At 59.5% G+C, this 24803-nt stretch carries 30 protein-coding genes and 1 tRNA gene; 15 read left to right on the top strand and 16 right to left on the bottom strand.

Annotated elements, in window-relative coordinates; all coding sequences use genetic code 11:
- Positions 1 to 235: 235 nt before the first annotated feature.
- Positions 236 to 817, top strand: a complete 582-nt coding sequence (locus BMZ35_RS10565) for a glutathione S-transferase family protein (RefSeq protein WP_093093733.1) — start codon at positions 236 to 238, stop codon at positions 815 to 817.
- A 95-nt stretch (positions 818 to 912) separates the two neighbouring features.
- Here BMZ35_RS10565 and BMZ35_RS10560 read toward each other — a convergent pair whose 3' ends face one another.
- Positions 913 to 1248 (bottom strand): DUF1636 family protein, encoded by a 336-nt coding sequence (locus BMZ35_RS10560; protein ID WP_242654757.1) that lies wholly within the window; start codon positions 1246 to 1248, stop codon positions 913 to 915.
- Between the two features lie 90 nt (positions 1249 to 1338).
- Between BMZ35_RS10560 and BMZ35_RS10555 the strand changes: the two genes are divergently transcribed.
- Positions 1339 to 1809: a GNAT family N-acetyltransferase gene (locus BMZ35_RS10555; RefSeq protein ID WP_242654755.1), complete on the top strand. Its 471-nt coding sequence runs from the start codon at positions 1339 to 1341 to the stop codon at positions 1807 to 1809.
- A gap of 3 nt (positions 1810 to 1812) precedes the next feature.
- On the opposite strand, the gene BMZ35_RS10550 is transcribed toward BMZ35_RS10555, so the two are convergent.
- Positions 1813 to 2196 (bottom strand): hypothetical protein, encoded by a 384-nt coding sequence (locus BMZ35_RS10550; protein WP_207502953.1) that lies wholly within the window; start codon positions 2194 to 2196, stop codon positions 1813 to 1815.
- A gap of 152 nt (positions 2197 to 2348) precedes the next feature.
- Between BMZ35_RS10550 and BMZ35_RS10545 the strand changes: the two genes are divergently transcribed.
- Positions 2349 to 3563 (top strand): TsoY family (seleno)protein, encoded by a 1215-nt coding sequence (locus BMZ35_RS10545; RefSeq protein WP_093093731.1) that lies wholly within the window; start codon positions 2349 to 2351, stop codon positions 3561 to 3563.
- Between the two features lie 109 nt (positions 3564 to 3672).
- Here the strand turns inward: BMZ35_RS10545 and BMZ35_RS10540 are convergent, their stop codons facing one another.
- Positions 3673 to 4887 (bottom strand): aminotransferase-like domain-containing protein, encoded by a 1215-nt coding sequence (locus tag BMZ35_RS10540; RefSeq protein WP_093093729.1) that lies wholly within the window; start codon positions 4885 to 4887, stop codon positions 3673 to 3675.
- Between the two features lie 161 nt (positions 4888 to 5048).
- Here BMZ35_RS10540 and BMZ35_RS10535 point away from each other — a divergent pair, with 161 nt between their 5' ends.
- Positions 5049 to 5816 carry a FadR/GntR family transcriptional regulator gene (locus BMZ35_RS10535; RefSeq protein WP_093093727.1) on the top strand — a complete coding sequence of 256 codons (768 nt, stop codon included), beginning with the start codon at positions 5049 to 5051 and terminating at the stop codon, positions 5814 to 5816.
- A 5-nt stretch (positions 5817 to 5821) separates the two neighbouring features.
- Here the strand turns inward: BMZ35_RS10535 and BMZ35_RS10530 are convergent, their stop codons facing one another.
- Entirely contained in the window at positions 5822 to 6805 is a 984-nt protein-coding gene (locus BMZ35_RS10530) for an NAD(P)H-quinone oxidoreductase (protein WP_093093725.1), read from the bottom strand.
- A gap of 177 nt (positions 6806 to 6982) precedes the next feature.
- Between BMZ35_RS10530 and BMZ35_RS10525 the strand changes: the two genes are divergently transcribed.
- The 10 genes from BMZ35_RS10525 (at position 6983) to BMZ35_RS10480 (ending at position 12132) form a co-directional block, all read left to right on the top strand.
- Positions 6983 to 7462, top strand: a complete 480-nt coding sequence (locus BMZ35_RS10525) for a UPF0262 family protein (RefSeq protein ID WP_093093723.1) — start codon at positions 6983 to 6985, stop codon at positions 7460 to 7462.
- A 5-nt stretch (positions 7463 to 7467) separates the two neighbouring features.
- Positions 7468 to 7926 carry an arsenate-mycothiol transferase ArsC gene (locus BMZ35_RS10520; protein ID WP_093093721.1) on the top strand — a complete coding sequence of 153 codons (459 nt, stop codon included), beginning with the start codon at positions 7468 to 7470 and terminating at the stop codon, positions 7924 to 7926.
- 74 nt (positions 7927 to 8000) lie between these two features.
- Positions 8001 to 8396 (top strand): ketosteroid isomerase-related protein, encoded by a 396-nt coding sequence (locus BMZ35_RS10515; RefSeq protein ID WP_093093719.1) that lies wholly within the window; start codon positions 8001 to 8003, stop codon positions 8394 to 8396.
- Positions 8396 to 8977, top strand: a complete 582-nt coding sequence (locus tag BMZ35_RS10510) for a GNAT family N-acetyltransferase (protein WP_093093717.1) — start codon at positions 8396 to 8398, stop codon at positions 8975 to 8977. Before BMZ35_RS10515 ends, BMZ35_RS10510 begins: the two co-directional genes overlap by 1 nt.
- Positions 8978 to 8991: 14 nt before the next feature.
- Positions 8992 to 9870 (top strand): carbon-nitrogen hydrolase family protein, encoded by an 879-nt coding sequence (locus tag BMZ35_RS10505; protein WP_093093715.1) that lies wholly within the window; start codon positions 8992 to 8994, stop codon positions 9868 to 9870.
- A gap of 81 nt (positions 9871 to 9951) precedes the next feature.
- Complete coding sequence (gene infA / locus BMZ35_RS10500) at positions 9952 to 10170, top strand: translation initiation factor IF-1 (RefSeq protein WP_007205486.1); 219 nt, start codon at positions 9952 to 9954, stop codon at positions 10168 to 10170.
- A gap of 31 nt (positions 10171 to 10201) precedes the next feature.
- Positions 10202 to 10780: a Maf family protein gene (locus BMZ35_RS10495; protein ID WP_093093713.1), complete on the top strand. Its 579-nt coding sequence runs from the start codon at positions 10202 to 10204 to the stop codon at positions 10778 to 10780.
- Positions 10777 to 11799 carry a ribonuclease E/G gene (locus tag BMZ35_RS10490; RefSeq protein WP_093093711.1) on the top strand — a complete coding sequence of 341 codons (1023 nt, stop codon included), beginning with the start codon at positions 10777 to 10779 and terminating at the stop codon, positions 11797 to 11799. Before BMZ35_RS10495 ends, BMZ35_RS10490 begins: the two co-directional genes overlap by 4 nt.
- The gene (locus BMZ35_RS10485) at positions 11796 to 11978 is read left to right on the top strand and encodes a DNA gyrase inhibitor YacG (protein ID WP_093093709.1); all 183 of its coding nucleotides are present in this window, start codon (positions 11796 to 11798) and stop codon (positions 11976 to 11978) included. Before BMZ35_RS10490 ends, BMZ35_RS10485 begins: the two co-directional genes overlap by 4 nt.
- Before the next feature lie 79 nt (positions 11979 to 12057).
- Positions 12058 to 12132: transfer RNA gene (locus tag BMZ35_RS10480), tRNA-Phe, on the top strand.
- 407 nt (positions 12133 to 12539) lie between these two features.
- Here the strand turns inward: BMZ35_RS10480 and BMZ35_RS10475 are convergent.
- On the bottom strand, positions 12540 to 12980 hold the full coding sequence (locus tag BMZ35_RS10475) for a ketopantoate reductase C-terminal domain-containing protein (protein WP_093093707.1): 441 nt from the start codon (positions 12978 to 12980) through the stop codon (positions 12540 to 12542).
- 24 nt (positions 12981 to 13004) lie between these two features.
- Positions 13005 to 13424, bottom strand: coding sequence for a hypothetical protein (locus tag BMZ35_RS20765; RefSeq protein WP_165610050.1), 420 nt, complete (start codon positions 13422 to 13424; stop codon positions 13005 to 13007).
- Positions 13425 to 13565: 141 nt separating this feature from the next.
- On the opposite strand from BMZ35_RS20765, the gene BMZ35_RS10470 reads away from it, so the two are divergent.
- Complete coding sequence (locus tag BMZ35_RS10470) at positions 13566 to 14513, top strand: tyrosine-type recombinase/integrase (RefSeq protein WP_093093705.1); 948 nt, start codon at positions 13566 to 13568, stop codon at positions 14511 to 14513.
- Positions 14514 to 14867: 354 nt separating this feature from the next.
- Here BMZ35_RS10470 and BMZ35_RS10465 read toward each other — a convergent pair whose 3' ends face one another.
- The 10 genes from BMZ35_RS10465 to BMZ35_RS10415 form a co-directional block, all read right to left on the bottom strand.
- Positions 14868 to 15749: an aldehyde dehydrogenase family protein gene (locus tag BMZ35_RS10465; protein WP_423227755.1), complete on the bottom strand. Its 882-nt coding sequence runs from the start codon at positions 15747 to 15749 to the stop codon at positions 14868 to 14870.
- A gap of 151 nt (positions 15750 to 15900) precedes the next feature.
- Positions 15901 to 17016, bottom strand: coding sequence for an alanine racemase (locus BMZ35_RS10455; RefSeq protein WP_093093703.1), 1116 nt, complete (start codon positions 17014 to 17016; stop codon positions 15901 to 15903).
- Between the two features lie 2 nt (positions 17017 to 17018).
- Complete coding sequence (locus tag BMZ35_RS10450; protein WP_093093701.1) at positions 17019 to 18176, bottom strand: amidohydrolase; 1158 nt, start codon at positions 18174 to 18176, stop codon at positions 17019 to 17021.
- 10 nt (positions 18177 to 18186) lie between these two features.
- Positions 18187 to 19362 carry a thiolase family protein gene (locus BMZ35_RS10445; RefSeq protein ID WP_093093699.1) on the bottom strand — a complete coding sequence of 392 codons (1176 nt, stop codon included), beginning with the start codon at positions 19360 to 19362 and terminating at the stop codon, positions 18187 to 18189.
- 10 nt (positions 19363 to 19372) lie between these two features.
- A complete protein-coding gene (locus BMZ35_RS10440; protein WP_093093697.1) occupies positions 19373 to 20665 on the bottom strand; it encodes an ArgE/DapE family deacylase in 1293 nt (430 codons plus the stop codon).
- A gap of 8 nt (positions 20666 to 20673) precedes the next feature.
- Positions 20674 to 21306, bottom strand: coding sequence for a 3-oxoacid CoA-transferase subunit B (locus BMZ35_RS10435; RefSeq protein ID WP_093093695.1), 633 nt, complete (start codon positions 21304 to 21306; stop codon positions 20674 to 20676).
- A 7-nt stretch (positions 21307 to 21313) separates the two neighbouring features.
- Positions 21314 to 22006 (bottom strand): CoA transferase subunit A, encoded by a 693-nt coding sequence (locus BMZ35_RS10430; RefSeq protein WP_093093693.1) that lies wholly within the window; start codon positions 22004 to 22006, stop codon positions 21314 to 21316.
- Entirely contained in the window at positions 22003 to 23352 is a 1350-nt protein-coding gene (locus BMZ35_RS10425) for an aminotransferase family protein (RefSeq protein ID WP_093093691.1), read from the bottom strand. Before BMZ35_RS10425 ends, BMZ35_RS10430 begins: the two co-directional genes overlap by 4 nt.
- Entirely contained in the window at positions 23349 to 24119 is a 771-nt protein-coding gene (locus BMZ35_RS10420; protein WP_093093689.1) for an amino acid ABC transporter ATP-binding protein, read from the bottom strand. The genes BMZ35_RS10425 and BMZ35_RS10420 overlap by 4 nt, the downstream gene beginning before the upstream one ends.
- 15 nt (positions 24120 to 24134) lie before the next feature.
- Positions 24135 to 24791: an amino acid ABC transporter permease gene (locus tag BMZ35_RS10415; RefSeq protein ID WP_093093687.1), complete on the bottom strand. Its 657-nt coding sequence runs from the start codon at positions 24789 to 24791 to the stop codon at positions 24135 to 24137.
- Positions 24792 to 24803: the final 12 nt, after the last annotated feature.

Below are 24803 nucleotides of genomic sequence, written 5' to 3'. Positions count from 1 at the left end.
TGCTACTGCCAAAATACGCCAGATCCTGCGGTTTCTCCGCCTTGCCGAAAATTATGCCAAAGGACCCACGCCTTGTCACCCTGTCCCGCGAAAACGATCCTGCGCGTCGCTGCCGCACGATGCTGTGCAAAGCGACCACGCGCGGCGATGACCCGGCGTCAGGCCGCCATTCGTGACTTGCCTTCCTCCCCTGCCGGCTGACACTCTCACCGGCATCAGACAGGAGAAAACCGCCATGTATGAAGTCATCGGCAATATCGCCAGCCGCGCCTTTCGCGTCATGTGGATGCTCGAGGAACTTGGCCAGCCATACGAGTTTTCCCCTGAGAAGCCCCACTCCGAACGGGTCAGGTCGCTGAACCCTTCCGGCAAGATCCCGATCCTCAAAGACGGAGATGCCGTTATCTCTGACTCCACCGCCATCCTGACCTATCTCGCCGACAAGCATGGCGCCCTCACCTATCCGGCGGGCACCGTCGAACGCGCCCAACAGGACAGCCTTACCCACCAGATTCTCGACGAGATCGACGCCGTGCTGTGGACCGCCGCCCGCCACAGCTTTGTCCTGCCCGAAGACAAGCGCGTTTCCGACGTCAAACCCTCGCTGATGTGGGAATACAGCCGCAACGTCGCGAACATCATGGCACGCGCCAAGGGCCCCTACCTGATGGGCGACATGATGACGATCCCCGACATCATCCTGACCCATTGCGGCGGCTGGGCCCTGTCGGCCAAGTTTCCGACCGACAACGCCGAATTCAAAACCTACCTGAAAAACGCCCGCGCCCGCCCTGCCTTCCAGAAGCTACGCAAATAGCGAAGACCGGCCACATCAACCGACGGCCCTTCTCAATGGTCTCCAATACCCTGGGGGAGTCACCCTCGGGGAGACGGGGGCAACGCCCCCTTTAGTCAAAGCGGCGGCACGCGCCCCTGAAGGCAAAACCGCAAACGTCCCGCCGGGCGCGCGTCCTGGATCACCCCGTCCGGCGCGTCCCGATAGAGCTTCAGCAAGGCAAGCGTGTCCGCCACATCTTCCGCCGGGCGCACCCCGGAAAACAGATAGGCCACCTTGCCCGACCCCCTCAACGCCAACGCAAGCGGCGCGTCGCACATGTTGAGACAGGACGTCGTGCGCACCTCCACCTCAACCGGGGCTGCCATTCTCAAATCGGCCGCAAACCCCGCCCCTTCGGGGGCTTCACCCGGCGCCGCGCAGGTGTCGCAGATATAGACAACATCACCCAATGAGAAGGCCTCCTGTTTCACAAGAACTGGACTAACGGGCCGGGGAATGCGACACAAGGCTTCGCACAACGCAACGGAGATCGAAACACCGTGATCAAGAAAGCTTCTGCCATTCGTGTTGTTCCCGGCAACCCGCGTGACCGTCAGGCAACGGCCCTCCTGCAGGCCAGCCACGCCCTGATGCGATCCCTGTTCAACCCCGAGGAAAACCACTTCCTCTCGGTCGATGAACTGTGCACGCCCGATATCCGTTTCTTTATCGCCCGCGAGGACGACAAGACCCTTGGCTGCGCCGCGCTGGCAAACCGTGGGGAATATGGAGAGATCAAATCCATGTTCGTGGATCCCATTGCACGCGGCAAGGGCATAGCGCACAAACTCATGCAGCGCCTTGATGCCGAGGCACGCGCGCAGCGGCTCAGCGCGCTCAAGCTGGAAACCGGTGACAAGCTGGAACAGGCGCATTCGCTCTACAAGGCGCACGGCTTTGTCGAATGCGGGCCCTTTGGTGACTACGAAGCCAATTCCACCTCGATCTTCATGACCAAGGCGCTCGACTAGGGATCAGCATTCCGCTTCGAGATAGCCGGTGCTGCCGCCACTCGGCACCCAGATATCGACCACTTCGCAATCCTGATAAAGCGGCACATAGCTCGCCAGGGGGGCTGTACGCGCACTATCACGGCAATCCATGATCCCAAGGATCAGCGCCGCATCGCCGCGAATCTCAATCACGTCACATCCCGTGACCGCCTCAATGGCAATTTCCGCGCGACGCCCGATCGGACCAAGTCGCGGAGCATATTCCGAATTGACGCGAATGGCTTCGGCAAGACGCCCGCGATGGCGAATATCAAATGTGCTGCCCTGCACCGAGACACGCGTCACCTCCGCCCCTCGAAAATGGGGCGTTGGTGTATTGCAGGCCACAGCCATCAGGCAAGTCATCAGTAACACCCATCGCATGAGCGAGACTCTCTCAAACTTGGGTTAACGCCTCCTTAACTTCCGCACCTCCCCTGTGCGCGTTTGTCACAGTCACATTCCAACTTTCGCATATATTATATATTCCATGTTCAGAATGTAATGGGAGAGTCGTCATGACCACCACGGCCCAAAGACCTGCCGACAGCTATTCGCCGCTCTATTTCCTCGCCTCACTTGGCGCGGGCGGTCTGTCTGTCACGTTTTTCATGTACCTGATGTTCTGGGTGCCTCATAAGGGCAAACCCGTTCCCACCTTCGAAGACATCGCGGTTGCATTCCAGACCGGCGACCTGCCCATGCAAGCCGCCTTCCTGATTGCCGTGCTGGGCATTGCCGTCTTTACGGTTCTCAATATCAAGTCCCTGATCTGGAACCTGCGCGCCCTGTCCGCGTTCAAGCAAACTGGCGCCTATCTCAAGCTTGTCAATTCCAACGCCGAATCCACGCTTCTCGCGATGCCGCTGGCCATGGCCATGACCGTCAATGCGCTGTTCATCGTGGGGCTTGTATTCGTACCCGGGCTTTGGAACATCGTGGAATACCTGTTCCCCGCCGCGCTCGTCGCCTTTGTCCTGATCGGTATCCTGGCATTCCGCCTGATCGCCAATTTCCTTGGCCGCGTTCTCTCGCAGGGCGGCATCTTTGACGTCACCGCCAACAACAGCTTTGCCCAGATGCTCCCAGCCTTTGCCCTGTCGATGGTCGCCGTGGGTCTGTCCGCTCCTGCTGCCATGAGCACCGCCCAGACCACCGTCGGCATCTCGCTGGTCCTGTCCACTTTCATGGGCACGGCCGCCATCGTTTACGCGCTGGTCGCGATCTTCACCGCCTTCAATTCGATGCTGCATCACGGAACCGCCAAAGAGGCTGGCCCGACCCTGATGGTGGTGGTCCCGATCCTGACCGTTCTGGGCATCATGTTCCTGCGCCAGAACCACGGGCTGCACGCGACTTTCGAAGTCCATGGCACAGCCGCCGAGACCATGATCTTCCTGGCACGCCTGCTGTCGATCCAGATCCTGTTCCTGCTGCTCGGGCTGCTCGTTCTGCGCCGTCAGAGCTACTTCGCGGATTTCGTGTTCGGCTCCAAAACCTCGCCCGGTTCCTATGCGCTGGTCTGCCCCGGTGTGGCCCTTTCGGTGATGACCCAGTTCTTCGTGAACAAGGGGCTGGTCGGCGCCGGGATCATCGCCAAGTTCGGGATTGCCTATTGGTCGATCACCGCGATCGCGATTGCCTTTCAGATTGCCATGGTGGTGCTGGTGCTGCGCCTCAACCGGCAGCATTTCGGCAAACCCGCCTCGGGTGCCGCCGTCCCGGCCGAATAATCGATTTCCTCCGCGAGAACGAAAAGGGCGCCTTCGGGTGCCCTTTTCACGTGGGTTTACCGACGCAATACCGACGTGATACCGACGTGAAACCGAAAGCCCGAATTGGTCAGGTCAGCGCCCCACGCAGCACCCGTCCCAGCCGCAGCATACCTTCGTCAATCTGTTCGACCGTCGGACTGGAGAAGTTCAAACGTAGGGTGTTTGCTCCCGCCCCATCGGCAAAAAAAGCGCTCCCCGGCACAAAAGCAACCATCTCGCTACGCAACGCCTCGGCCAGCAACGACGCCCCATCCATGTTCTTGGGCAATGTCATCCAAACAAACATTCCACCCTCGGGACGGGTCCATTCCACCCCTTCTGGCATATGCTTTTCAAGGGCGGCAAGCATCGCATCCCGCCGCGCGCCATAGCTCTGGCGCAGAGTGCCAACATGGCTCTCGAACATGCGCGCGGCGACCTCGTGCACGACAATCTGGTTGATCGTTGGAGAGTGCAGGTCGCTGGCCTGTTTGGTCAAAACCAACTGCCGGATCACGGGCTTTGCAGCCACCACCCAGCCCACCCGCAATCCGGGGGTCAAGGTCTTGGAAAAGCTCCCACAATAGATGGTTCGGCACGCTTCAAGATCGCCCTTGCGCGCGACCTCAAGGGCGAGGATCGGCGGCACCGAATCGCCGTCATAGCGCAGCGCCTGATACGCCGCATCCTCGATCGACGCCACGTCCAGCGCCTCGGTCAGGTCCAGCACGCTTTCTCGTCCGCGCAGGTCCATCGTTTTCCCCGTCGGATTTGCGAAATCAGGGGTGAGATAGGCAAATTTCACTTTTCCCCCAGCCGCTTGCGCGGCATCCGCATAATCTTGAGCGGGACGGTTGCCATTGACGCTCAACCGATCAAAGCGCGGTTCATACGCCCGGAACGCGCCCAAGGCACCCATGTAGGTCGGCCCTTCGACAAGAGCGGTATCGCCTGCGTTCAGGAACAGTTTGCCCAGGTAATCCAACGCCTGCTGAGAGCCCGATGTGATCAGGATATTGTCAACGTCACACGGCACCCCCATGCGCTCCATCTGCCCCACCAGCCAACGGCGCAGCGGCAGGTATCCTTCGCTCACCGAATACTGCAACGCAACCGCCTGGTTCTCCGGCGAGAGCGCGCGGGCATAGGCTTCGGAAAACGCCTCAGCCGGAAACAGGTTGGGGTCCGGAATACCGCCGGCAAAGGACAAGATACCGGGTTGTTCGAGAAGCTTGAGCAATTCGCGTATTTCGGACGCCTTCATCTGGCTGGTGCGACTGGCAAAAACCTGTTCGAGACTCATGACGCTTCCTCCCCGGCTGGTCAGGCCCAAGCTAGAAGCCCAGCTCATTATAAGTCAATATTATTGACCTACATGACATAATTCGTGAAGTTCCCCAAGCCCTCTTGCCCTTTCCGCGCGCCCATGGTCAACTCACTTGACCAATCCTGCGAGGTTTCAGAATGCCCTTCCAGAAGGTCCAGCCCGAAAAACTCTCCACCTCCGTCGTCCGCCAGATCGAACTCCTGATCCTGCGCGGCATCCTGCGCCCCGGCGAACGCCTGCCTGCCGAACGCGAGTTGAGCGAACGACTGGGCGTTTCGCGCCCGTCACTGCGCGAGGCGATTTCCACACTTCAGGACAAAGGATTGCTGACCTCAAAGGCCGGTGCCGGCATTTTCGTGGCCGACGTTCTGGGCAGCGCCTTTTCCGCGGCTCTCGTGCAATTGTTCGCCGCGCATGACGAAGCTGTTTTCGACTATATTTCGTTTCGTCGGGACATGGAGGGGCTTGCTGCGGAACGCGCTGCGACTTTGGCGTCGGATACGGACCTGCAGGTCATTCAGACCGTCTTTGAAAAGATGGAAGCCGCACATACCAAGCGCAACCCATCCGAAGAGGCTCAGCTGGACGCCGACTTTCACCTCGCCATTATCGAGGCCAGTCACAATGTCATCATGCTGCACATGATGCGCTCGATGTATCAGCTCCTTCGCGAGGGCGTGTTCTACAACCGCTCGATCATGTTCAAGCAACGCACCACGCGTTCGGACCTTCTTGAGCAACACCGCGCCATCAACACGGCCCTTCAGGCGCGCGACGCCGACGCCGCACGCGCCGCCGTGACCGCGCATCTCGACTATGTCGAGCAGGCGCTGTCAGACCACCAGAAGTTCAAGAAGAACGAGGCCATTGCCCAACAGCGCTATGTGCATGAGATGACCCGCTAGGCGCGTCAGGCAACCTTCAGGACAATCTTCCCGATGTGTCCACTGGTTTCCATCCGCGCATGGGCGGCGGCAGCTTCGGCCAGTGCGAATTCACTGTCCATGACCGGCGCAACGCGGCCCGCGTTCAGAAGCGGCCAGACGTTTTGCCGAAGCGCATCAGCGATCCTGGCCTTGGCCAGGTCGCTCTGCGGGCGCAGAGTTGACCCGGTAATGGTCAACCGCCGTGTCATGACCTGCGCAAAATTCAGCTCCACTTTTGGCCCACTCAGGAATGCGATCTGAACAAGGCGGCCGTCATCAGCCAGTGATTTGATATTGCGCGGAATATAGTCGCCCCCCACCATGTCGAGGATCAGGTTCGCACCGCCCTCGGCCTGTATCGCGTCGACAAAATCCTCGGCGCGGTAGTTGATGGCCCGCTCCGCCCCAAGGTCAAGGCAGGCACGACATTTTTCATCCGAGCCAGCCGTTGTGAAGACCCGCGCCCCCAGAACACTGGCCAACTGGATCGCCGTCGTGCCGATCCCACTTGATCCACCATGCACAAGGAACACTTCACCTGCCTGCAATCCGCCGCGCTGGAACACGTTCGACCACACCGTGAAGAACGTTTCGGGCAAACAGGCCGCTTCTTTCAATCCCATGCCATCCGGGATCGGCAGGCAATGCGCCGCCGGGGTCAACGCGTATTCGGCATATCCCCCACCGGGCAAGAGCGCGCAGACTTCGTCGCCCTCCGCCCATTCACTCACCCCTTCTCCCACCGCGACAACGGTCCCCGACGCCTCCAGTCCGGGAAGATCGGACGCATTCGGCGGCGGCGCGTACATGCCCGCGCGCTGCAGTGCATCCGGGCGGTTCACCCCCGCATAGGCAATCTTGAGCAACACCTCGCCAGCGCCAGGCTGGGGCACAGTGCGTTCGGTCAGCTGCAGCACATCTGGGCCACCGGGTTTGGTGATTTCGACAGCTTTCATAAGGTGCGACATGCGGGGCTCCTTGGGTTGTGATTAACAGGTTGCCCGATCCTTAACATTGCCACACATCTGCGCAACAGGGGCTTTCGGGTAACGCCCTCGCTGCCCCTTTGTCCGACATGGCTTTGCGGCGTTGCCCAGATCGCCACTCTGCGCTACTCATGCGCAACGCTAAACAAGAGACGGCCCATGTCCCATATCAGCCAGATCGAGATCGACGACCGCAACCTGCCCCCTCCGACTCCGGAGATCGAACAGGAGCGCAAGGTGGCCATGTTTGACCTGTTGGAAGAGAACACATTTGCCCTTCCCAAGCGGGACGATCGCCTGGTGCCGGACGGCCCCTACAAGGTGGACCTTTCGATCCGTGAAAAACGGCTGGTATTCGATGTCGCCACCGAAGACGGCGACAAGGCCGCCGAGTTCCACCTGAGCCTGTCGCCCTTCCGCCAGGTCGTCAAAGACTATTGGGCAATTTGCGAAAGCTATTTCGACGCGGTGAAATCCCTGCCGCCCAGCCAGATCGAAACCATCGACATGGCACGGCGCGGAATTCACAACGAAGGGGCCCGCATTCTTCAGGAGCGACTGGAAGGCAAGGCCGAGATCGACATCGACACGGCACGCCGCCTTTTCACCCTGATCTGCGTCCTGCATTTCGGAGGCTGAGGCGCGTGGCCGAAGAACTTCCTCAGTCGGTTCTCTTCTGCTGCGACCATAACGCAGTGCGCTCTCCCATGGCCGAAGGAATCATGAAAAAGTTCTTTGGCACCGACGTCTATGTTCAGTCTGCCGGCATTCGCAACGATCTGGAAATTGATGGATTTGCGATTTCGGTCTGCGAAGAGATCGGTGTGGAACTGTCGCGCCACCGCTCGCGCAGCTTTGAAGAGATGGAGAAATGGGGCGATCAGCTTTCGTCCTTCGATCTCGTCGTAGCCCTCACTCCGGCAAGCCGCGCCGAAGCCCGAGACCTGACCCGGTTCTATCACCTCGACCTCGAATACTGGCCGATCTCGGACCCTTCCGGCATGGGTGAAAACCGCGAATCCCGGCTGGAGGCCTATCGCAAATCCCGCGATGAGATCATCGGACACCTTGTCGAGCGTTGGGGCGATCCGCGCGCGACCTGAAACAGGTCGCTTTCGACCCAACGGGCACACGGACTCGCCGCTAGGATTCGTGTGTGATCGACGAGGGGAGCCACATGAGCACAGATACTATTCGCGCCTATTACAACGCCTTCAACGCCGGTGATATCAATGGCATGGTGGATTGCCTGTCTGACGCCTTTGTCCATGACGTAAACGAAGGGCAGCGCCGTGATGGCAAGGCGGCCTTTGCCGATTTCTGCGCGCATATGAATCGTTGTTACAAGGAGACGCTGACCGACATGGTAATCATGGTCAGCGAAGATGGCACCCGCGCTGCGGCCGAGTTCACCGTCAACGGCACCTATCTTGAAACAGACGGGTCTCTGCCAAAGGCACATGGCCAGTCCTACGTCCTGCCAGCAGGTGGATTTTTTACCCTTGAGGATGGCAAAATCACGCGCGTGACAACCTATTACAACCTCAACGACTGGATCAGGCAGGTGTCGTGATGGAAGTGCGCAAGCTGGTTGGCGATGCGCTGGCGAACGCGCTGGACGACGTCGCGCGCTTGCGTATCGAGGTATTTCGCGCTTTCCCATATCTTTATGATGGCGACCTTGCCTATGAGCGCGACTATCTCAGGCCCTATGTCGAAAGCGATTCGGCCATCATCGTTGGCGCATTTGATGGCGATCGGCTTGTCGGGGCTGCAACAGGCACCCCGCTGCGCGACCATGCCGACGATTTCGCAGCCGCCTTTGCAGAAACCCACATCTCGCTGAACGACGTGTTCTATTGCGCTGAGTCTGTCCTTCTTCCCGAGTATCGGGGAATGGGACTCGGTCATGACTTTTTTGATCACCGCGAAGCACACGCGCGGTCGCTGGGGTTTTCCAAGGCAGCATTCTGTGCTGTTCTGCGTGAAAATGGCCATCCCCTCCGACCGGAAGGCTACGTGCCGCTCGATGGTTTTTGGCGCAAGCGCGGCTATGCCCCGCTTAAAGGGGCCGTGGCCGGGTTTGAGTGGAAAGACATCGACAAGGGTGCGGAAACAGAAAAGGCACTGCAATTCTGGATCCGGGACCTGTGAAAAGGAAGACATCCATGAGACTTGCAACCGCCGGATACCCGCTCGATTTTTTTGATAGCTGGGCAGCCTACGAAGACAAGCTGCATCGATGGGTCTCCGATGCAGCGACAAACGGCGCGGACCTTTTGGTCTTCCCCGAATATGGCGCGATGGAACTGGCCACGCTTGCGGGGGCCGATGCGGCCCGGGATCTTGAACAATCGCTGCATGCCGTGTCCGAACGCATGCCCGAAGCCAATGCCCTGCACGCCCGCCTGGCGCAAGAATTCGGCGTGCATATCCTCGGCGCCTCCGCCCCGGTTTTTGACGGTGGCCCGCGCCCGGTAAACCGCGCTCACATCTTCGCGCCTTTCGGTGCAATCGGGTTCCAGGACAAGCAGATCATGACACGGTTCGAAACCGATCCGTGGAATGTCGTTCCCGGCGGGGAGTTGAAGGTTTTCGACACCACCATCGGCAAGATCGGAGTGCTGATATGCTATGACAGCGAATTCCCCCTGCTCGGCAAGGCGCTGGAAGCGTGCGACGTGATCCTAACGCCAAGCTGCACGGAACAGCTCTCCGGCTATTGGCGCGTGCGTGTCGGGTCCATGGCGCGCGCCCTCGAAAATCAGTGCGTTGTCGCCATGGCGTCACTGGTTGGCACGGCAGAATGGTCCGAAGCCGTCGACATGAACACCGGCATGGGAGGCATCTTTGGCCCACCCGACACCGGCTTCCCTGACACGGGCGTCATTGCCGAAGGCACCCTGAACCAACCCGGCTGGACATATGGGGATGTCGACCTGCAAACCATTGACGCAGTGCGCGAAACCGGCAGGGTGCGCAACCGCTGGGACTGGGCCAATCAACTGGGCCGTGATTCCCAAGTCACAAACCAGATTTTGCGCTGAGATTGCCCTTGAAAACCTGTGCATATAGGCCCATTTAAGGGCAGCCCGCGCAAATGGCGGGTATTATGTAAAGGAGAAACCATGGCCAAGGAAGAACTGCTCGAATTTCCCGGTGTCGTGAAGGAACTCCTGCCCAATGCGACGTTTCGGGTCGAGCTGGAAAACGGCCATGAGATCATCGCACACACGGCAGGCAAGATGCGCAAGAACCGCATCCGTGTTCTGGCTGGCGACAAGGTGCAGGTCGAAATGACCCCGTATGATCTGACCAAGGGTCGGATCAACTATCGCTTCAAGTAAGCGCCCCGCGCGGGCGGATCGAGGATTTCGGATGAAACTGATCCTGGGTTCGGGAAGCCCGCGCCGCCGGGAACTCCTGGCACAAATCGGGGTGGTGGCGGATGATATCCGCCCGCCCGACATCAACGAAGATCCCCTGACAAACGAACTCCCGCGGCCCTATTGCCAGCGCATCGCATATGAAAAGGCCATGGCGGTCAAGGCGGATGCGGACGATATCGTGCTGTGTGCGGACACGACCGTCGCACTCGGGCGCCGGATCATGGGCAAACCGCGCGACGCGGGCGAAGCAGCAGAGTTCCTGCTGGCGCTGGCCGGGCGTCGGCACCGGGTGATTACTGCCGTGGCCATCCGCCGGGGCGACCAGATCTGGCAGCGCGACGTCGTCAGCGCCGTCAAGATGAAGCGCCTCTCGGACAATGAGTTGAACGCCTATCTCGTCAGCGACGACTGGCAGGGCAAGGCCGGCGGCTATGCCATTCAGGGCCCAGCGGGCGCGTTCATCCCGTGGATCAGCGGATCGTTTTCCGCCATCATGGGCCTGCCCGTCGCCGAAACCGCCACGCTTTTGCAGGCCGCAGGCTATCCGTTATACAAGGAGCGCACATGAAAGGCCGCCAGATCATTCTCGACCATATCGAAGGCCGCGAAGCCGCCGCGCTAATGGTAGACGGGCAGCTTGACGACATTCTGGTCGACGGCGATGCCCCCCGCCCCGGAACGGTTTACCGCGCGATTGCCGACCGACCGGTCAAGGGTCAGGGCGGCATGTTCCTCAAGACGCCGGACGGCCCGGCCTTTCTGCGCCAGGTCAAGGGTCTCGCGCCGGGACAGGCTCTGCTCGTTCAGGTGACAGGCTATGCCGAGCCGGGCAAAGCCATTCCAGTGACGCAAAAGCTCTTGTTCAAGAGCCGCTTTGCCATCGTCACTCCTGACGCACCCGGCCTGAATATCAGTCGCGCGATCCGCGACGAAGATACACGCGACACCCTGCTCGAAATCGCGCATGACGTCGCCGGGGACGCCGACATGGGTCTGATCCTGCGGTCGGCCTGTGACGGCGCAGATGAGGACGAGATCGCCGAAGACATCGCCGCGATGCTGGATCTGGCGCGCGCGGTTCTGAAAGACACAGAAGGCGGCGCTGAACTGCTGGCCGAGGGCGATGGCCCGCACGTAGCGGCCTGGCGCGACTGGAGCGATCCGGCCGAGATCGTTACCGAGGCTGGCAGCTTTGAGACCCACGGCGTGCTTGACGCGCTAGAAGAGGCGCAGGGCCCCAGGGTTCCGCTTGGTGGCGGCGCCAGCCTGTTCGTAGAACCCACCCGCGCCCTTGTCGCGGTGGATGTGAACACAGGCGCCGACACATCACCTGCATCCGGGCTGAAGGCGAACATGGCCACTGCCAAACTGCTGCCGCGCGCACTGCGGGTACGGGGCCTTGGCGGGCAGATCGTCGTTGACCTTGCCCCAATGCCCAAGAAGGACCGCCGCGCCTTTGAAAGCGCTCTACGGGCTGCTTTCCGCCGGGACACGATCGACACAACGCTGGTGGGCTGGACCCCGCTGGGGCACTACGAATTGCAGCGCAAGAATGCCCGCATCGCATTGTCCGAGGTGCTGTCATGAGCTGCCCGATCTGCAAGAAAGACACGGTCGCCAAGTATCGCCCCTTCTGCTCCAAACGCTGCGCCGACGTGGATCTCGGCAAGTGGCTCAGCGGAGATTATGCCTTACCATCAGGCGATCCCGAAGAAGCGGAAACGGCCATCGACGAGATATCGCAACACGCCCCGCATCTGCACTGATTTTTTTGTCGAATCCCTCTGGACACGCCTCCTAGCCTGACATAGAACGCCGCAACCCGAACGCAAGACGTTCACCCGTGCCCGGGTAGCTCAGGGGTAGAGCAGTGGATTGAAAATCCTCGTGTCGGTGGTTCGATTCCGCCCCCGGGCACCACTTTAGCCATAAAAAAATGCACTTCAGCATCGCACAGTTTCTACTTCCTGCATTGCACAGTCATCGCACAGTTTTTCGTGCGTTGCTGGGTGGATTTGAGCGCTGAAAGACTGTGTCGAACACAGTGTTTGGAATCGCGGTGTTGAACACAGTGTTCGTAACACACTGTTTGCCCACAGTGTTTGTGGCATGGCTCTACAACACAGTGTTTAGGAAGACGGTCAACAACAGAGCTTTTTCATTCGGGCTCAGGGCCTACCTTCAAAATCCTGTCTTTGCTCCCAACCAGCGCTTCATAGCCTACCTCTGCGCCAGCGCCCCCACACCAAACCTCCATCGCGTCCAATTGAAAGGATACGGTCAGGACCCCAATTATAGTCGCCTCCTACCTCCGTAGATGCGTTGGTTCAATCAGTGCCAGTCTCGAAAGGCTTCATAGCCGCGTAAAACGCTTTGTGCGCGGGTGTGCATATTTTGTGCCTTCTCGCCAGTTCGACGATCTTCCCGGACAGCCAAGCGTTTTCCAAAGGTCTTCCATTTTGCAAATCTGTTAGCATTGAAGACTGCGCGCTCGCCCCCATGCCCATGGCAAACGCCATTGTTTTTCCTACAAAGCCGTCGTCTAGTTTTACAGCCTCGGCATCGGCAACAGCGACCGCCTCCTTCAACGCTTGTTCAAATAGTTCTTTTGCGGACTGCTCTTGTTGGGTGAAACCGATTGGCTGCCTGGTCAAACAGGTAATCCCAGAAAAGCTAGCCAAGAATACAAACTTCTCCCATAACTCCCTTGTTATGCTCTGAGGTGCCCCTAGATTTGTAGACGCTTTGCTTGGTAATTTTGGAAGCAAAGCGTCTACAAATCTAGGGGCACCTCAGTCTTTGCCCGTTCGCAGCTCCATCAGATGGCCCTGATACTCGCGCAATTCGAAGAAAAGGTGAGGCCCCCGATTATTCTCGCAATGAGCTACCAATCGCCGGAAATCATCGATGAGGACATGACTTCCATGTTCTTTCGCGATTTCAAGCGATCTCTTCAGTTTTGGGAGATCATTCAGGCATTGGAACTTTCTTGAGTGATCATATTGCCAAAAGAGCGCATCAGGTTTTCCAGCTTTCACCGCGGCAAATTGGAGATTCTCGAGTTGCTGTTTCGCAGCCGGGTGACCAGCAATGCCGCCCTTGGGCTTGGCGCCGTGCGTTAGGAGAACATAGGCGATCGGCAATGCGTTCTCTTTCCGTTGTGAAAACGTAAATCTTGTATTTCCACCTATGTCCTCATGCTCTGATTTCAAGCTTCACCAGTGGTCTTGCAAGTTGGTTTTCGTACGGACTGACACCAATAAAATAATCCTAGGAGAACGGAGGAATATGCCCGACGGACGTTGGGCGGGGCTGTATAATATGGGCATGCAGAAACTACCGAAGGAATACGCATGCCCCGTCAGCCGAAAACCGTGTCCGATGCCTGCCAGAGCTGGCTCAAATCCTGCGAACGCAACGAGCTGGAGCGATCTACGCTCAAGGCCTATCGCAGCCATGTGAACATCCATATTGAACCGAGGATAGGTGATCTTCTGCTCAGAGAGCTCTCCCGCAGCAACGTCCGGGATTTCATGGACGAGTTGCTGGATGAGGGCGTGTCACGCGCCCTTACAAAGAAGATCATGGTTAGCCTGCGGGCGGTTCTGACAGAGGCCGTCGAGCGCGAATGGCTCTCGCATAATGTTGGAACAGAAGTGAAACTCAAACGCAGCTCAAGGGCGATCGGCAGGCGCATCGATATCCCGACCAAGGAAGAAATCCGCACAATCATCGCCAACGCCCCGGACTCACATCGGGCGATGTTCGTAACGGCAATCTTCACAGGAATGCGGATTTCCGAGCTGCGCGGGTTGACATGGGAGGGTGTCGATTTCGAGCGCAAGGTTCTCCGTGTCTACCAGCGTGCGGATGAATACTGCGAAATCGGACTTCCAAAGAGTAGGGCAGGAACACGCGAGATCCCGATGGCGCCAACAGTCCTTTCGGCGCTGGAAGAATGGAAGGGCAAGGTGCCGAAGAGCGACCTCGGTCTCGTCTTTCCAAATTCGGTCGGGAAAGTGCAGAACTATTCGAACATCTATAATCGTGTGTTCAAGCCAATGCTCGCGAGGGAAGGCATTGCCAATGCCGCCGGAGAGCCTAAGTTCGGCATTCATGCTTTGCGACACGCTGCGGCGTCACTGTTCATTGAGCAAGGTTGGAACCCGAAGAAGATCCAGACGCTGCTTGGCCACGCCACGATCAACATGACGATGGATGTTTACGGGCACTTGTTTGAGAATGCTGAGGAAGATGTCGCGATGTTTGAGAAGTTGGACCAGGATTTGATGGCGGCCTAATACTGATTAGTTTGTCGTATTCATGAGCGCGAGCGGACATTCGTTGCCTCATGCGCCCATGCCCGCAACGCGAGACCTTTTCGGGCCCTGTAGTCAGAATTGCGAACGTCGGCTTCCCCTGCAAAGCGCCCAACTTTCCAAACGTCCAGACACCCCCGTTGCAAGGGGTGACGCGACGCTGTCCCAAGTGCCGAGTTGTCCAAGACCGAAAACTCCAGTTGCACAATCAATGCGCCACCATGATGTGCCTGACCGCGGTGTAATCCTCGAGCGCATACATGGACATGTCCTTGCCATAGCCCGATTGCTTGGGCCCGTCATGCGGCATTTCCGTGGTCAGCATGAAATGCGTATTCACCTAGGTGCAGCCGTATTGCAGCTTGACGGCGACATCCATCGCGCGGCCGTTATTTCCGGTCCAGACCGACGAGGCCAGACCGTATTGGCTGTCATTGGCCCAATCGACCACCGGGTCGTCTTCGGTGAACCGGGTAACCGAGACGACGGGGCCGAACACTTCGCGCTGGACGATCTCGTCCTCCTGCCGGGCGCCTGCAACGACGGTGGGCTTGTAGTAGAAGCCAGGACCACGACCATCGCGCCTCCGGTGGCGATCTCGACATGCGAGAGGTCAGCGGCGCGCTGGACAAAGCTAGCGACCCGATCGCGTTGGCGCGGCGAGATCTGCGGCGGGATCTCGTTCAGGCTGTCATCGGCGTTGTTATAGACGATGCTGGCCGCTGCGGCAGACAGCTCGGCCACAAGATTTTCATAGATCCCGGCGCCCGCATAGATCCGGCAGGCCGCGGTGCAGTCCTGCCCGGCATTGTAATAGCCAAAGGCCTTGAGCCCCTCGACCACCGCCGACAGGTCGGCATCATCATGGACGATGACGGGCGCCTTGCCGCCCAGTTCTAGATGGGTGCGCTTGACGGTGCGCGAGGCGGCCTGAAGCACTTTCTTGCCGGTCGCCACATCCCCGGTGATCGAGACCATATCGACCCCGTCATGGTTGATCAGCGTGCTCCCGAACGAACCGTCCTTGCCGACGATCACGTTCACAACGCCTTCGGGCAGGATATCGGCAAGGATATCGGCAAAGGCCAGTGCGGTCAGAGGCGTCTGCTCGGACGGTTTCATGACAACGGTGTCAACGCCCTGCGCGGTATCTATGCCGGTCTCGGCAACTGTGTTGGCGGCGGTGCGGGAGGCTTTACGATTTACCGTGACAACCATTGGGCCTTTGACGGTGCCGGGCTTGGTTATGGCGACGTGCTGGGCGCGCGCTCGCGGATTTTCGGCTACGAGGTCGACGGCCTGGACTATCGCTTCGAGGATAGGTCGCCATTAGCATCCCGTGGGTGTCGCTTCAATGCGCTAAAGTGTCTCAGCGATAGACCCGGTGATTGCGCTGTCCCCAGTCCGTATAGAGGTCTGCCATGATGGTTCGGAATTGGGTTTCCGCCCGTTCGGGCAGGATGGCTGCGGCATCGCCTTCGCCGAACACTCTGACGATATCGCCAACAGCGATATCCCTGATGCCGGTCACATCCGCCACGATCGCATTCATGGAAATCTTACCCAAAACCGGCGCCAGTGTATCCCGTATCGCGACAGTACTTCCCTCGTGTGCAACGCGCCTGAACCCGTTTTCATAGCCGATCGAAATACAGGCCAATCGGCAATCCCTGTACAGGCATTGCGCGCGGTCATAGCCGACTGTCATCCCCTGCGGATAGTCCTGCATGCTGACGACGCGGGCCTCGAGATCCATTGTCGGTCGAAACCCCAGATCAGGCCGCAAGATCCCGTAGAGGATCGCACCACAGCGATACATGTCGGTTGTAACATCCACGTCCGAGATCAGCGTCAGTGAGCTGCCCGCATGGACCAGCGTCTCACGGCGTTTCAGATTGCTGTTTTTGAACACCCACGCGGCCTGTTGCTGAAACTGATCCGCGATTTGCCCGAGATGTGCGGGCTCATTGGATGGAAAATGCGAACTAATCCCATGAATGTTAGCCCCAAGGGCGGCAAGGATTTCGTGGCATGTGTTCTGCCCATCCGCCGTCGAAATCTCCAGCGCGTCGCGCGACATGCCCGCTGTATTCAACGCCAGATGGGCACCGGTTCGCAGTTTTCCTGCATCCAAAAGGGCGCGAAGCTGCAGCGCAGTGGTGACTGAGGCGACTTGCTCTTCGACACGATCATCCAGCGCGCCCTCGATTTCCTGCAGTCGCGCTGCGCGCAAACGGATCAGCGTGCCGTCGAACCCTGCGTCGCGAACAGCACGCGCTTCGGCATTAGATGTGATGCCGACTGTCTCTACCCCCTGCTCCCGGATCAGGGGCACGACTTGCGCAATGCCATGCCCATAGGCATCGGCCTTTAGCACCGCACAAAACTTGCGGCCGTCAGGGACAAGACCCAGCGCGAGCTCCAGGTTTCGCGAAATCCGGTCGCGGTGAATGGTGCACCAGGATGTGGGGTTTACGTCGCGCATAGTTACTGCGCCTCGGATCCCAGCATGTCCTGCACAATTTGGCAGAACAGATCCACCGCAACAGGGACAAGGGCATCGGGGAAATCATAGTCGGGGTTGTGAAGTTGGGGATGATTTTCGCCAGCTCCAAGGTAGAGCAAGGCAGCTTTGGCCCCATCGTCGCCAAACCGCCCGAAATCCTCGGACCAGCGCATGGGCGTCGGCATCTCGCGGCAGCGCTGCCCCAAGGCCCCGGCTGCGGTGCGGGCAATGCTGGTGGCCTCGACATCATTCACCACGGCGCGAAACACATCATGCCACAGGATATCGACGGAAAGCCCCAGAGCGTGTTTTTCAACCCTGTGCAGCGCCTCTTGCATCAGCGCGTCCATACGTTCATTGGTCATCGACCGCAGCGTTACGCGCAACTCGCCATCCGCGGGGGCAATGCCAAACGTTGGTTCACCCAAATGGGCATGGGTTAAGGTCGCCAGCGAGAACGCCTCATCCCCAATGGTGCCGCAGCTCAGTTCGGGAAGGCCGGCCATCAGAGCCGCCATGGCTGGCCCCGGAGACACACCATCCTCGGGCGCAGCGGCGTGTGAGCTTTTGCCCTCAAGAAGGATCTGCATGCCGCGTGAGGCGCAATTGCCGGGCCCTTTGCGAAGGCCAACCTCTCCCAGCGGACGACCGGGCACGTTGTGATAGGCAAAGGAAAAGTCGGGCCGGATTTCTGGCCAGCGTGGATCGTCAATCACCGCCTGAGCACCAGCGCCGGTTTCCTCGGCAGGCTGGAATAGCAGAATGACGCGCCCCTTTTGCGGACGCGTGGTCAACCGTGTCGCAACTCCCAGCATTGACACCATGTGGCCATCATGGCCACACAGGTGCCCCTTGCCAGGAATGGTCGATTTGTAGGGGAGGTCCGAGATCTCGCGGATGGGCAATCCGTCCAGTTCACACCGCAAGAGAACCGTCGGGCCTTCCTCGCGCCCGGAAAACTCGGCAGCAACACCATGCCCGCCCAGCCCGCGCCAAAGCCGGTCTGCCCCCAGTTTGGTGAGTTCTGCGACGATGCGCTCTGCTGTCTGCGCCTCTTCACCGGACACCTCGGGCGATTGGTGCAAAGCGTGGCGCAGGGCCACAAGATGATCCAACTGTTCTGATGAAAGAGCCTGCATATTTGTCCCCTCAGAAAATCTCGACCAGACCAGCGGCGCCTTGTCCGCCGCCGACACACATGGACACCACGCCCCATTTCGAACCGCGCCTGCGTCCTTCCAGCAGAATATGCCCCACCATGCGCGCACCGGACATGCCATAGGGGTGACCGATGGAAATTGCACCGCCGTTGGCGTTCAGCCGGTCGTCAGGAATGCCCAGACGATCGCGGCAGTACAGCAGTTGCGCGGCAAAGGCTTCGTTGATCTCCCACAGATCAATATCCTCCATGCGCAGTCCGTTGCGCTCCAAAAGACGGGGCACCGCGACGACAGGCCCGATGCCCATTTCGTCAGGCGCGACGCCAGCCACGGCAAATCCGCGCAAAGCGCCGAGTGGTTCGAGCCCCCTGTGGCTTGCCTCTGCCGCATCCATCACGACCAGCGCGGCCGCACCATCCGAAAGCTGGCTGGCGTTGCCCGCGGTGACAGTCATGCCTTCGCCACGCACGGCGGCGAGACTGGCCAGCCCGCCAGCCGTCGTGCCCGTGCGATTGCATTCGTCGGCTGTCAGCGTGACGGTTTCCTTGTGGGTTTCCTTGGTGGCCTTGTCCGCGACGGTCTTTGTAGCCGTGACCGGAATGATCTCATCGGCAAACAGACCGGTGGCCTGCGCTTTGGCTGTACGAGTCTGGCTTTGCAGGGCATAGGCATCCTGCGCTGCACGGCTGATGCCGTAACGGTCCGCGACCACTTCGGCGGTGTCCAGCATGGGCATGTAATAGGCCTCTGCCACCGACGGATCGTTGTAGCGATACCCGTTCCAATGCGCATTCTGCACCAGTGAAATGCTCTCCAGCCCACCGGCCAGCGCGATGTCTACCCCTTCGCCCTGCACCATATGCGAGGCGATGGCGATGGCGTTCAGACCCGAGGCGCATTGCCGATCCACGGTGGCACCCGCGACGCTGTCGGGCAGACCCGCGGCTTGCACAATGTGACGCGCGACATTGACACCGGACGAACCCTGCGTGAGCGCTGATCCGAACACAGCCTCTTCCACCTCCCCACTGCTCAGGCGCGCGCGGTCCAGCGCGGCCTTGACCGCCGGGGCGGCAAGGCTCGGGGCCTCAAGGTTGTTGAACGCACCGCGATAGGCCTTGCCAATCGGTGTGCGGGCGTATGAAACGATAACTGCCTGTCGCATGGGCAAATCCTCAGATGTTTTCAACGCCGCACCAGTCGGCGATGAACATGGCCGTGGCCTTGGTCACGCGGCGCATGCTTTCAAGCTCAACCCGCTCGTTGAAACCGTGGATCGCCTCGGCGCGCGGGCCATAGACCAGCGCAGGCGTATCGGCATATAAGCCAAAGAACCGCGCGTCGGTCGTGGCGGTGATCGCTTCGCGGACGAGGCCCTGTCCGGTGGCGGTGCGGTGGGCGTTCTCGAGTGCTTCGATCGCCGAAGTCGCTTTGACCGAACTGTCCTGCGACAGCGCATACCCTTCGGCGTGGAACCCGTGATAGACGATCTCGGGCAAAGAGTTGCGCAGGAAATCGTTCTGCCGCGCGGCATCCAGAATGACCTGCTCGATCTCGGCCCTTGCCGCGTTGATGGATTGCCCCGGGAACAACCCCATGCGCACGTCAAACACACACCAGGCCGGGACCGAGCTTGTCCAGTCACCACCTTCGATCTTGCCGACATTCAGATTTAGCGCGTGATCCATATGAGCGTAGTCACTGGTCCGGTTTTCCGCCGCGTTCCAGCGGTGTTCCATATCATGCAGCGCGGTGATCAGAGGAACGGCCGCTTCAATCGCATTGGCACCGCTACCGGCATAGGCCACATGGGTCGGCAACCCCTTGAGATGCACCTGGAACCACAGGACACCCAGCTGCGCCGTGACCAGATGTTCCGAAAATGGTTCGGGGATCAGTGCGGCATCAGCGGTGTAGCCCCGAGCGAGGCAAGCGAGCGCGCCATTGCCAGTGCACTCTTCCTCGACCACCGATTGGTAGAACACGTCCGCTGCGGGCGCGAGCCCGCAGGCCGACAGGGCATCAAGCGCGAAGAGGTTCGAGGCCAGACCGGCCTTCATGTCGCCGCCACCCCGGCCATAAAGCCAGCCGTCCTCGACTCGTGGTTCAAACGGCGGGGTGTCCCACATGTCCAGCGGTCCGGCGGGCACGACGTCGATATGCCCGTTCAGGATCAACGAGCGGCCTGTCCCGGATTTGGAACGGTGCGTGCCCACGACATTCACGGCATCCTCATACGGCCCAATCACCGGAGAGAACCCGGGCAGGTGCTGAATTTCAGAGACGTCGATCTGCCATTGATCGAGTTCATAACCCCGGTCAGCCAACGCGCTGGCCATGAAAGCCTGTGCGGATTGCTCCTGCCCTCGGGTCGACGGATGCGCGGTGAGGTCAGACAGAAAGGCGACCTGCCGGTCAAACGCCGCATCCACGGCATCGCACAAACGGCTATTGAGTTCGGTTTGCATAAACAACCTCAGAAAACGGGCAGAGTGGTATCGGATACGACCAAGGGTGCCCCGGTCGCTTCGCGGACCTCGGCAAGGCTGACCCCTTCGGCAATTTCGACAAGCGCATAGCCTTTCGGCGTGACGTCAATGACCGCCATCTCGGTAAAAATTCGCGAAACACAACCCCGTGCCGTAAGTGGCAGGGTACATTCATCCTTGAGCTTCGGGTTGCCCGCCCGGTCCGTATGGGTGGTCAGGATCACAACCCGGCGCGCCTTTTGCGCCAGCTCAATGCCGCCGCCCACGCCGGGGCTGAATTTACCGGGGATTTTCCAGTTGGCCAGATCTCCCTGACGGCTTACCTCGAATGCCCCAAGCATGGTCAGATCCAGACGGCCCGAGCGCACCATCGCAAAGCTGGTCGCGCTGTCAAAAAAGGCCGAGCCGGGCACGGTCGAGACATAGGCCCCGCCTGCATCAATTAAGTTTCTGTTGGCCTGATCCGCAGGCAAGGTCGGACCAATTCCGGTCAACCCGTTTTCGGTGTGCAGGCAAACTGGAAAGTCGGGTGGCAGATGATCAACCACCTTGGTTGGCAGCCCGATACCAAGGTTCACAACCATGCCCGGAGCAATCTCGCGTGCAGCGCGAGCGATCATGCGGGTTTTAGCGCTGGACAACGGCGTATTCCTTGGAAAGCGCACCCAATTCGGTGACGTGATCAACAAACACACCGCTTGTGTGAACGGCGTCCGCGTCCAGCGCACCCAATGGTGTGACGGTTTCAGCCTCAGCAATCACGCGGGTCGCGGCCATGGCCATAAGCGGATTGAAGTTCCGCGCGGTCGCGACATAGGCCAAGTTGCCAAAGGTATCGGCCCGACCGGCATGGATGAGTGCGAAATCAGCGTGTAACGCCGTTTCGACAAGGTGCGGCTTGCCGTCCACCTCGACGAGCTGCTTTCCATCTGCCAGTTCAGTGCCGATCCCGATATCGCTCAGCACAGCTCCGATCCCGGCGCCTCCTGCACGGATGCGCTCAGCGAGGATACCTTGGGCGTTGAACTCCACTTTGATCCGGCCGCTGTTCATTAGGTCGATGGCATGGCTGTTCAGTCCCAGATGGGTGGTAATCAGGCGCGCCACCTGACCGCTTTGCAGCAGGTGGTCGATGCCCATACCCGGCTCATTTGCGTCGTTTTTGATCAGCGTCAGATCACGGGCACCATGATCCACAAGCGCATGGATCAGCGCCATCGGCGTGCCCGGCACACCAAAGCCGCCCACCATGACTGTATCGCCGTCTTTGATATGGGCCACGGCTGCCGCCATGTCACAGCGTTTGTCCGGCAGTCTCATGCGGCCACCTCCAGTGGTAGGCCAACCTCTGCAGCAAAAGCGTCCAGCGAGTCGCGTAAAATGGACATCAGCTCAGCGATCTGCGCTTCGGTAATGATCAGCGGCGGTGCGATCAGAAAATGGTCCCCAGCCGTGCCGCCGCGCGTGCGACGGGAATAGATGATCAGCCCCCGTTCATAGGCCAGCTCGACCAGACGATCATAGGCGTTCAGGCGCGGCTCCAGCGGCTCCATCGTGTCTCGGTCCGAAACGAGTTCGAACGCGGTCAACAAACCCTTGCCGCGCACGTCGCCGATAAAGGGATAGCGATCCATCAGCGCGCGCAGCTCATCCATCAGGACCACGCCCATGGTAGCCGCATTGGCGATCAGGTTCTGGTCTTCCAACTCCTCCAGCACCGCCAACCCAGCAGCGCAAGCCAGGGGGTTGCCCGCATAAGTGAAGCCATGCGCAAAACCGCCGGCATCCAGGATCGGTTCGACCAGACGCTTACCGGCAACAACAGCCCCCAGCGGGACATAGCCCGCGCCAAAACCCTTGGAGAGTACCACGATATCCGGGGTGATCCCCCAATGTTCCGCCGCCAGAAACTTACCCGTGCGACCCGCACCGGTCATGACCTCATCATAGATCAGCAACACGCCGAACTCGTCGCAGATTTCACGAATGCGACCATAATAGCTGTCAGGGGCCACCAGAGCGCCGGTGGACGCCCCACCGACGGGTTCCATCAGAAACGCCAACACGCTATCCGGCCCTTCGGCAAGGATCTTGTCCCGAAGCAGTTCAGCGTATTTCAAACCGCGCGCCTCTTCGCTCAGGTTGTCGCGGTCCAGATAGGTGGCCGGGGCGGCGATCTTGGGCATGCCCTCCAACATCGGCGCGAAAGGCTCTCGCAGCGGGTCATACCCGGTCAGATCCAGCGCCCCGAACGTACAGCCGTGATACGAAGGAAAGCGCGAAATCACTTTATAGCGGTCGGATTGTCCCTGTGTCAGAGCATACTGTCGCGCCAGTTTCACGGCGCTTTCCACGGCCTCTGAACCGCCAGAAACAAAGAACACACGGTCCAGCCCGTCAGGCGTCATGGCGACGGTTTTCGCAGCGAGATCCTCGGATGGGTGCGTGCGAAAATGCAGTCGATAGCCAAAAGTCGCACGGTCCATCTGTGCTTTGATCTTTTCCAGCACGCGCGGGTTTGAATGCCCGATATTAGACACCATCGCCCCCGAAGAGCCGTCTATGTAGCGTTTGCCGCTTTCATCGAACAAGTAGATGCCTTCACCCCGATCCAGAAACGGGCGTGGGTTGCGGCTTTGGTAGAACAGGTAGGATTCTTCGCTCACGACGCACCCTCAATATGTTTGCGCAGGAATTCGCGGGTTCTGTCCTGTGTCGGATTTTTGAAAAGTACGCTCGGCGGGCCTTCTTCAACCACGACGCCCTTGTCCATGAACAGCACGCGGTCACAAACCGAGGCGGCGAAATCCATCTCATGGGTGACGATGATCATGGTCATGTGCTCTTCGGCGAGCTTTTTCATCACCATATTGACCTCTTCCACCAGTTCCGGGTCGAGCGCGGAAGTGGCCTCGTCAAACAGCATCAGCTTGGGTTTCATGGCCAAGGCTCGGGCAATCGCGACGCGTTGCTTCTGACCGCCGGAAAGCTGCGAGGGGTAATAGTCGATCCGCTCCAGCATCCCGACCTTGTCCAGTTGCTCCTCGGCCAGCTTGTCGGCATCGGCTTGCGACAAGCCTTTCAGCAGCTTCGGCGCCATGGTGACGTTTTCGCGGGCGGTCATGTGCGGAAACAGGTTAAAGTGCTGGAACACCATCCCAACCTGCTGCCGCATTTCGTTGATGTGCTTTTCATATTGGCGATGCGGCAGCGTCTTGTTCACCTGCACACCGTCAAGCCAGATCTCGCCACCGGTCAGCGGGTCCAAATCGTTGATCGCCCGCAGTAGCGTGGATTTGCCCGATCCTGACGATCCGATGATCCCGACAATCTGGCCACGCTCGACGTTCAGGCTGATGTCCTTGAGCACCTCAAGCGAGCCAAAGGATTTCTGGGCGTGACGGATTTCGACAAAGTGTGTCTGTTCGCTCATGATTGGCCTCTTGGATCAGCGCGAGATGGAAATGCGGCGTTCGATCTTGCGCTGCACCCATTCCATGCAAAGGTTGATGACATAATAGAAAGCGGCGGCGAGGATATAGAACTCGAACGGACGATAGGTCTTGCCGATCACCCTCTGCGCGGACAGCGTAAGCTCGCTGACGCCGATGACTGACACCAGCGCGCTGTCTTTCAAGAGCGCGATCATGTTGTTCCCGATCGGCGGGATGACGGCGCGCACCGCCTGAGGAATGACCACTTTGCGCAGCGCCTGCGTGCGGCTGAGACCCAATGTGCGTGCTGCTTCCATCTGGCCCTTGTCCACGGCAAGGATGGCGGTCTGGATCAGCTCGGAATTGTAGACCGCAAAGTGCAGCCCCAACCCAATGATCCCGGCCACAAAGGCGGGCAGGTCAATGCCGATCTGCACCAGCCCGAAATAGATCAGGAACAGCTGCAACAACAGCGGCGTGCCCATGAACACCCATTCGGTCAACCGGAACGGCTGGCGAATGAGCCAGGGGGCGTAAAGGGCGATCACCGCAAAGATGATGCCGCCAACAAAGCTCAGCAAGGCGGCTGCAACCGTAATCCCCACGGTCCAGCCAACACCCAGCAGGATGATGTCCATGTATTTGGGAATAATCGAAAAATCTAGGCCCATCTGTCTGTCCTT

Origin of the sequence: Shimia aestuarii, from assembly GCF_900114635.1 — a bacterium.
Classification (GTDB): domain Bacteria; phylum Pseudomonadota; class Alphaproteobacteria; order Rhodobacterales; family Rhodobacteraceae; genus Shimia; species Shimia aestuarii.
Note: the sequence above shows the minus strand (reverse complement) of the source record. Positions and strands in the feature narration are given on the sequence as shown.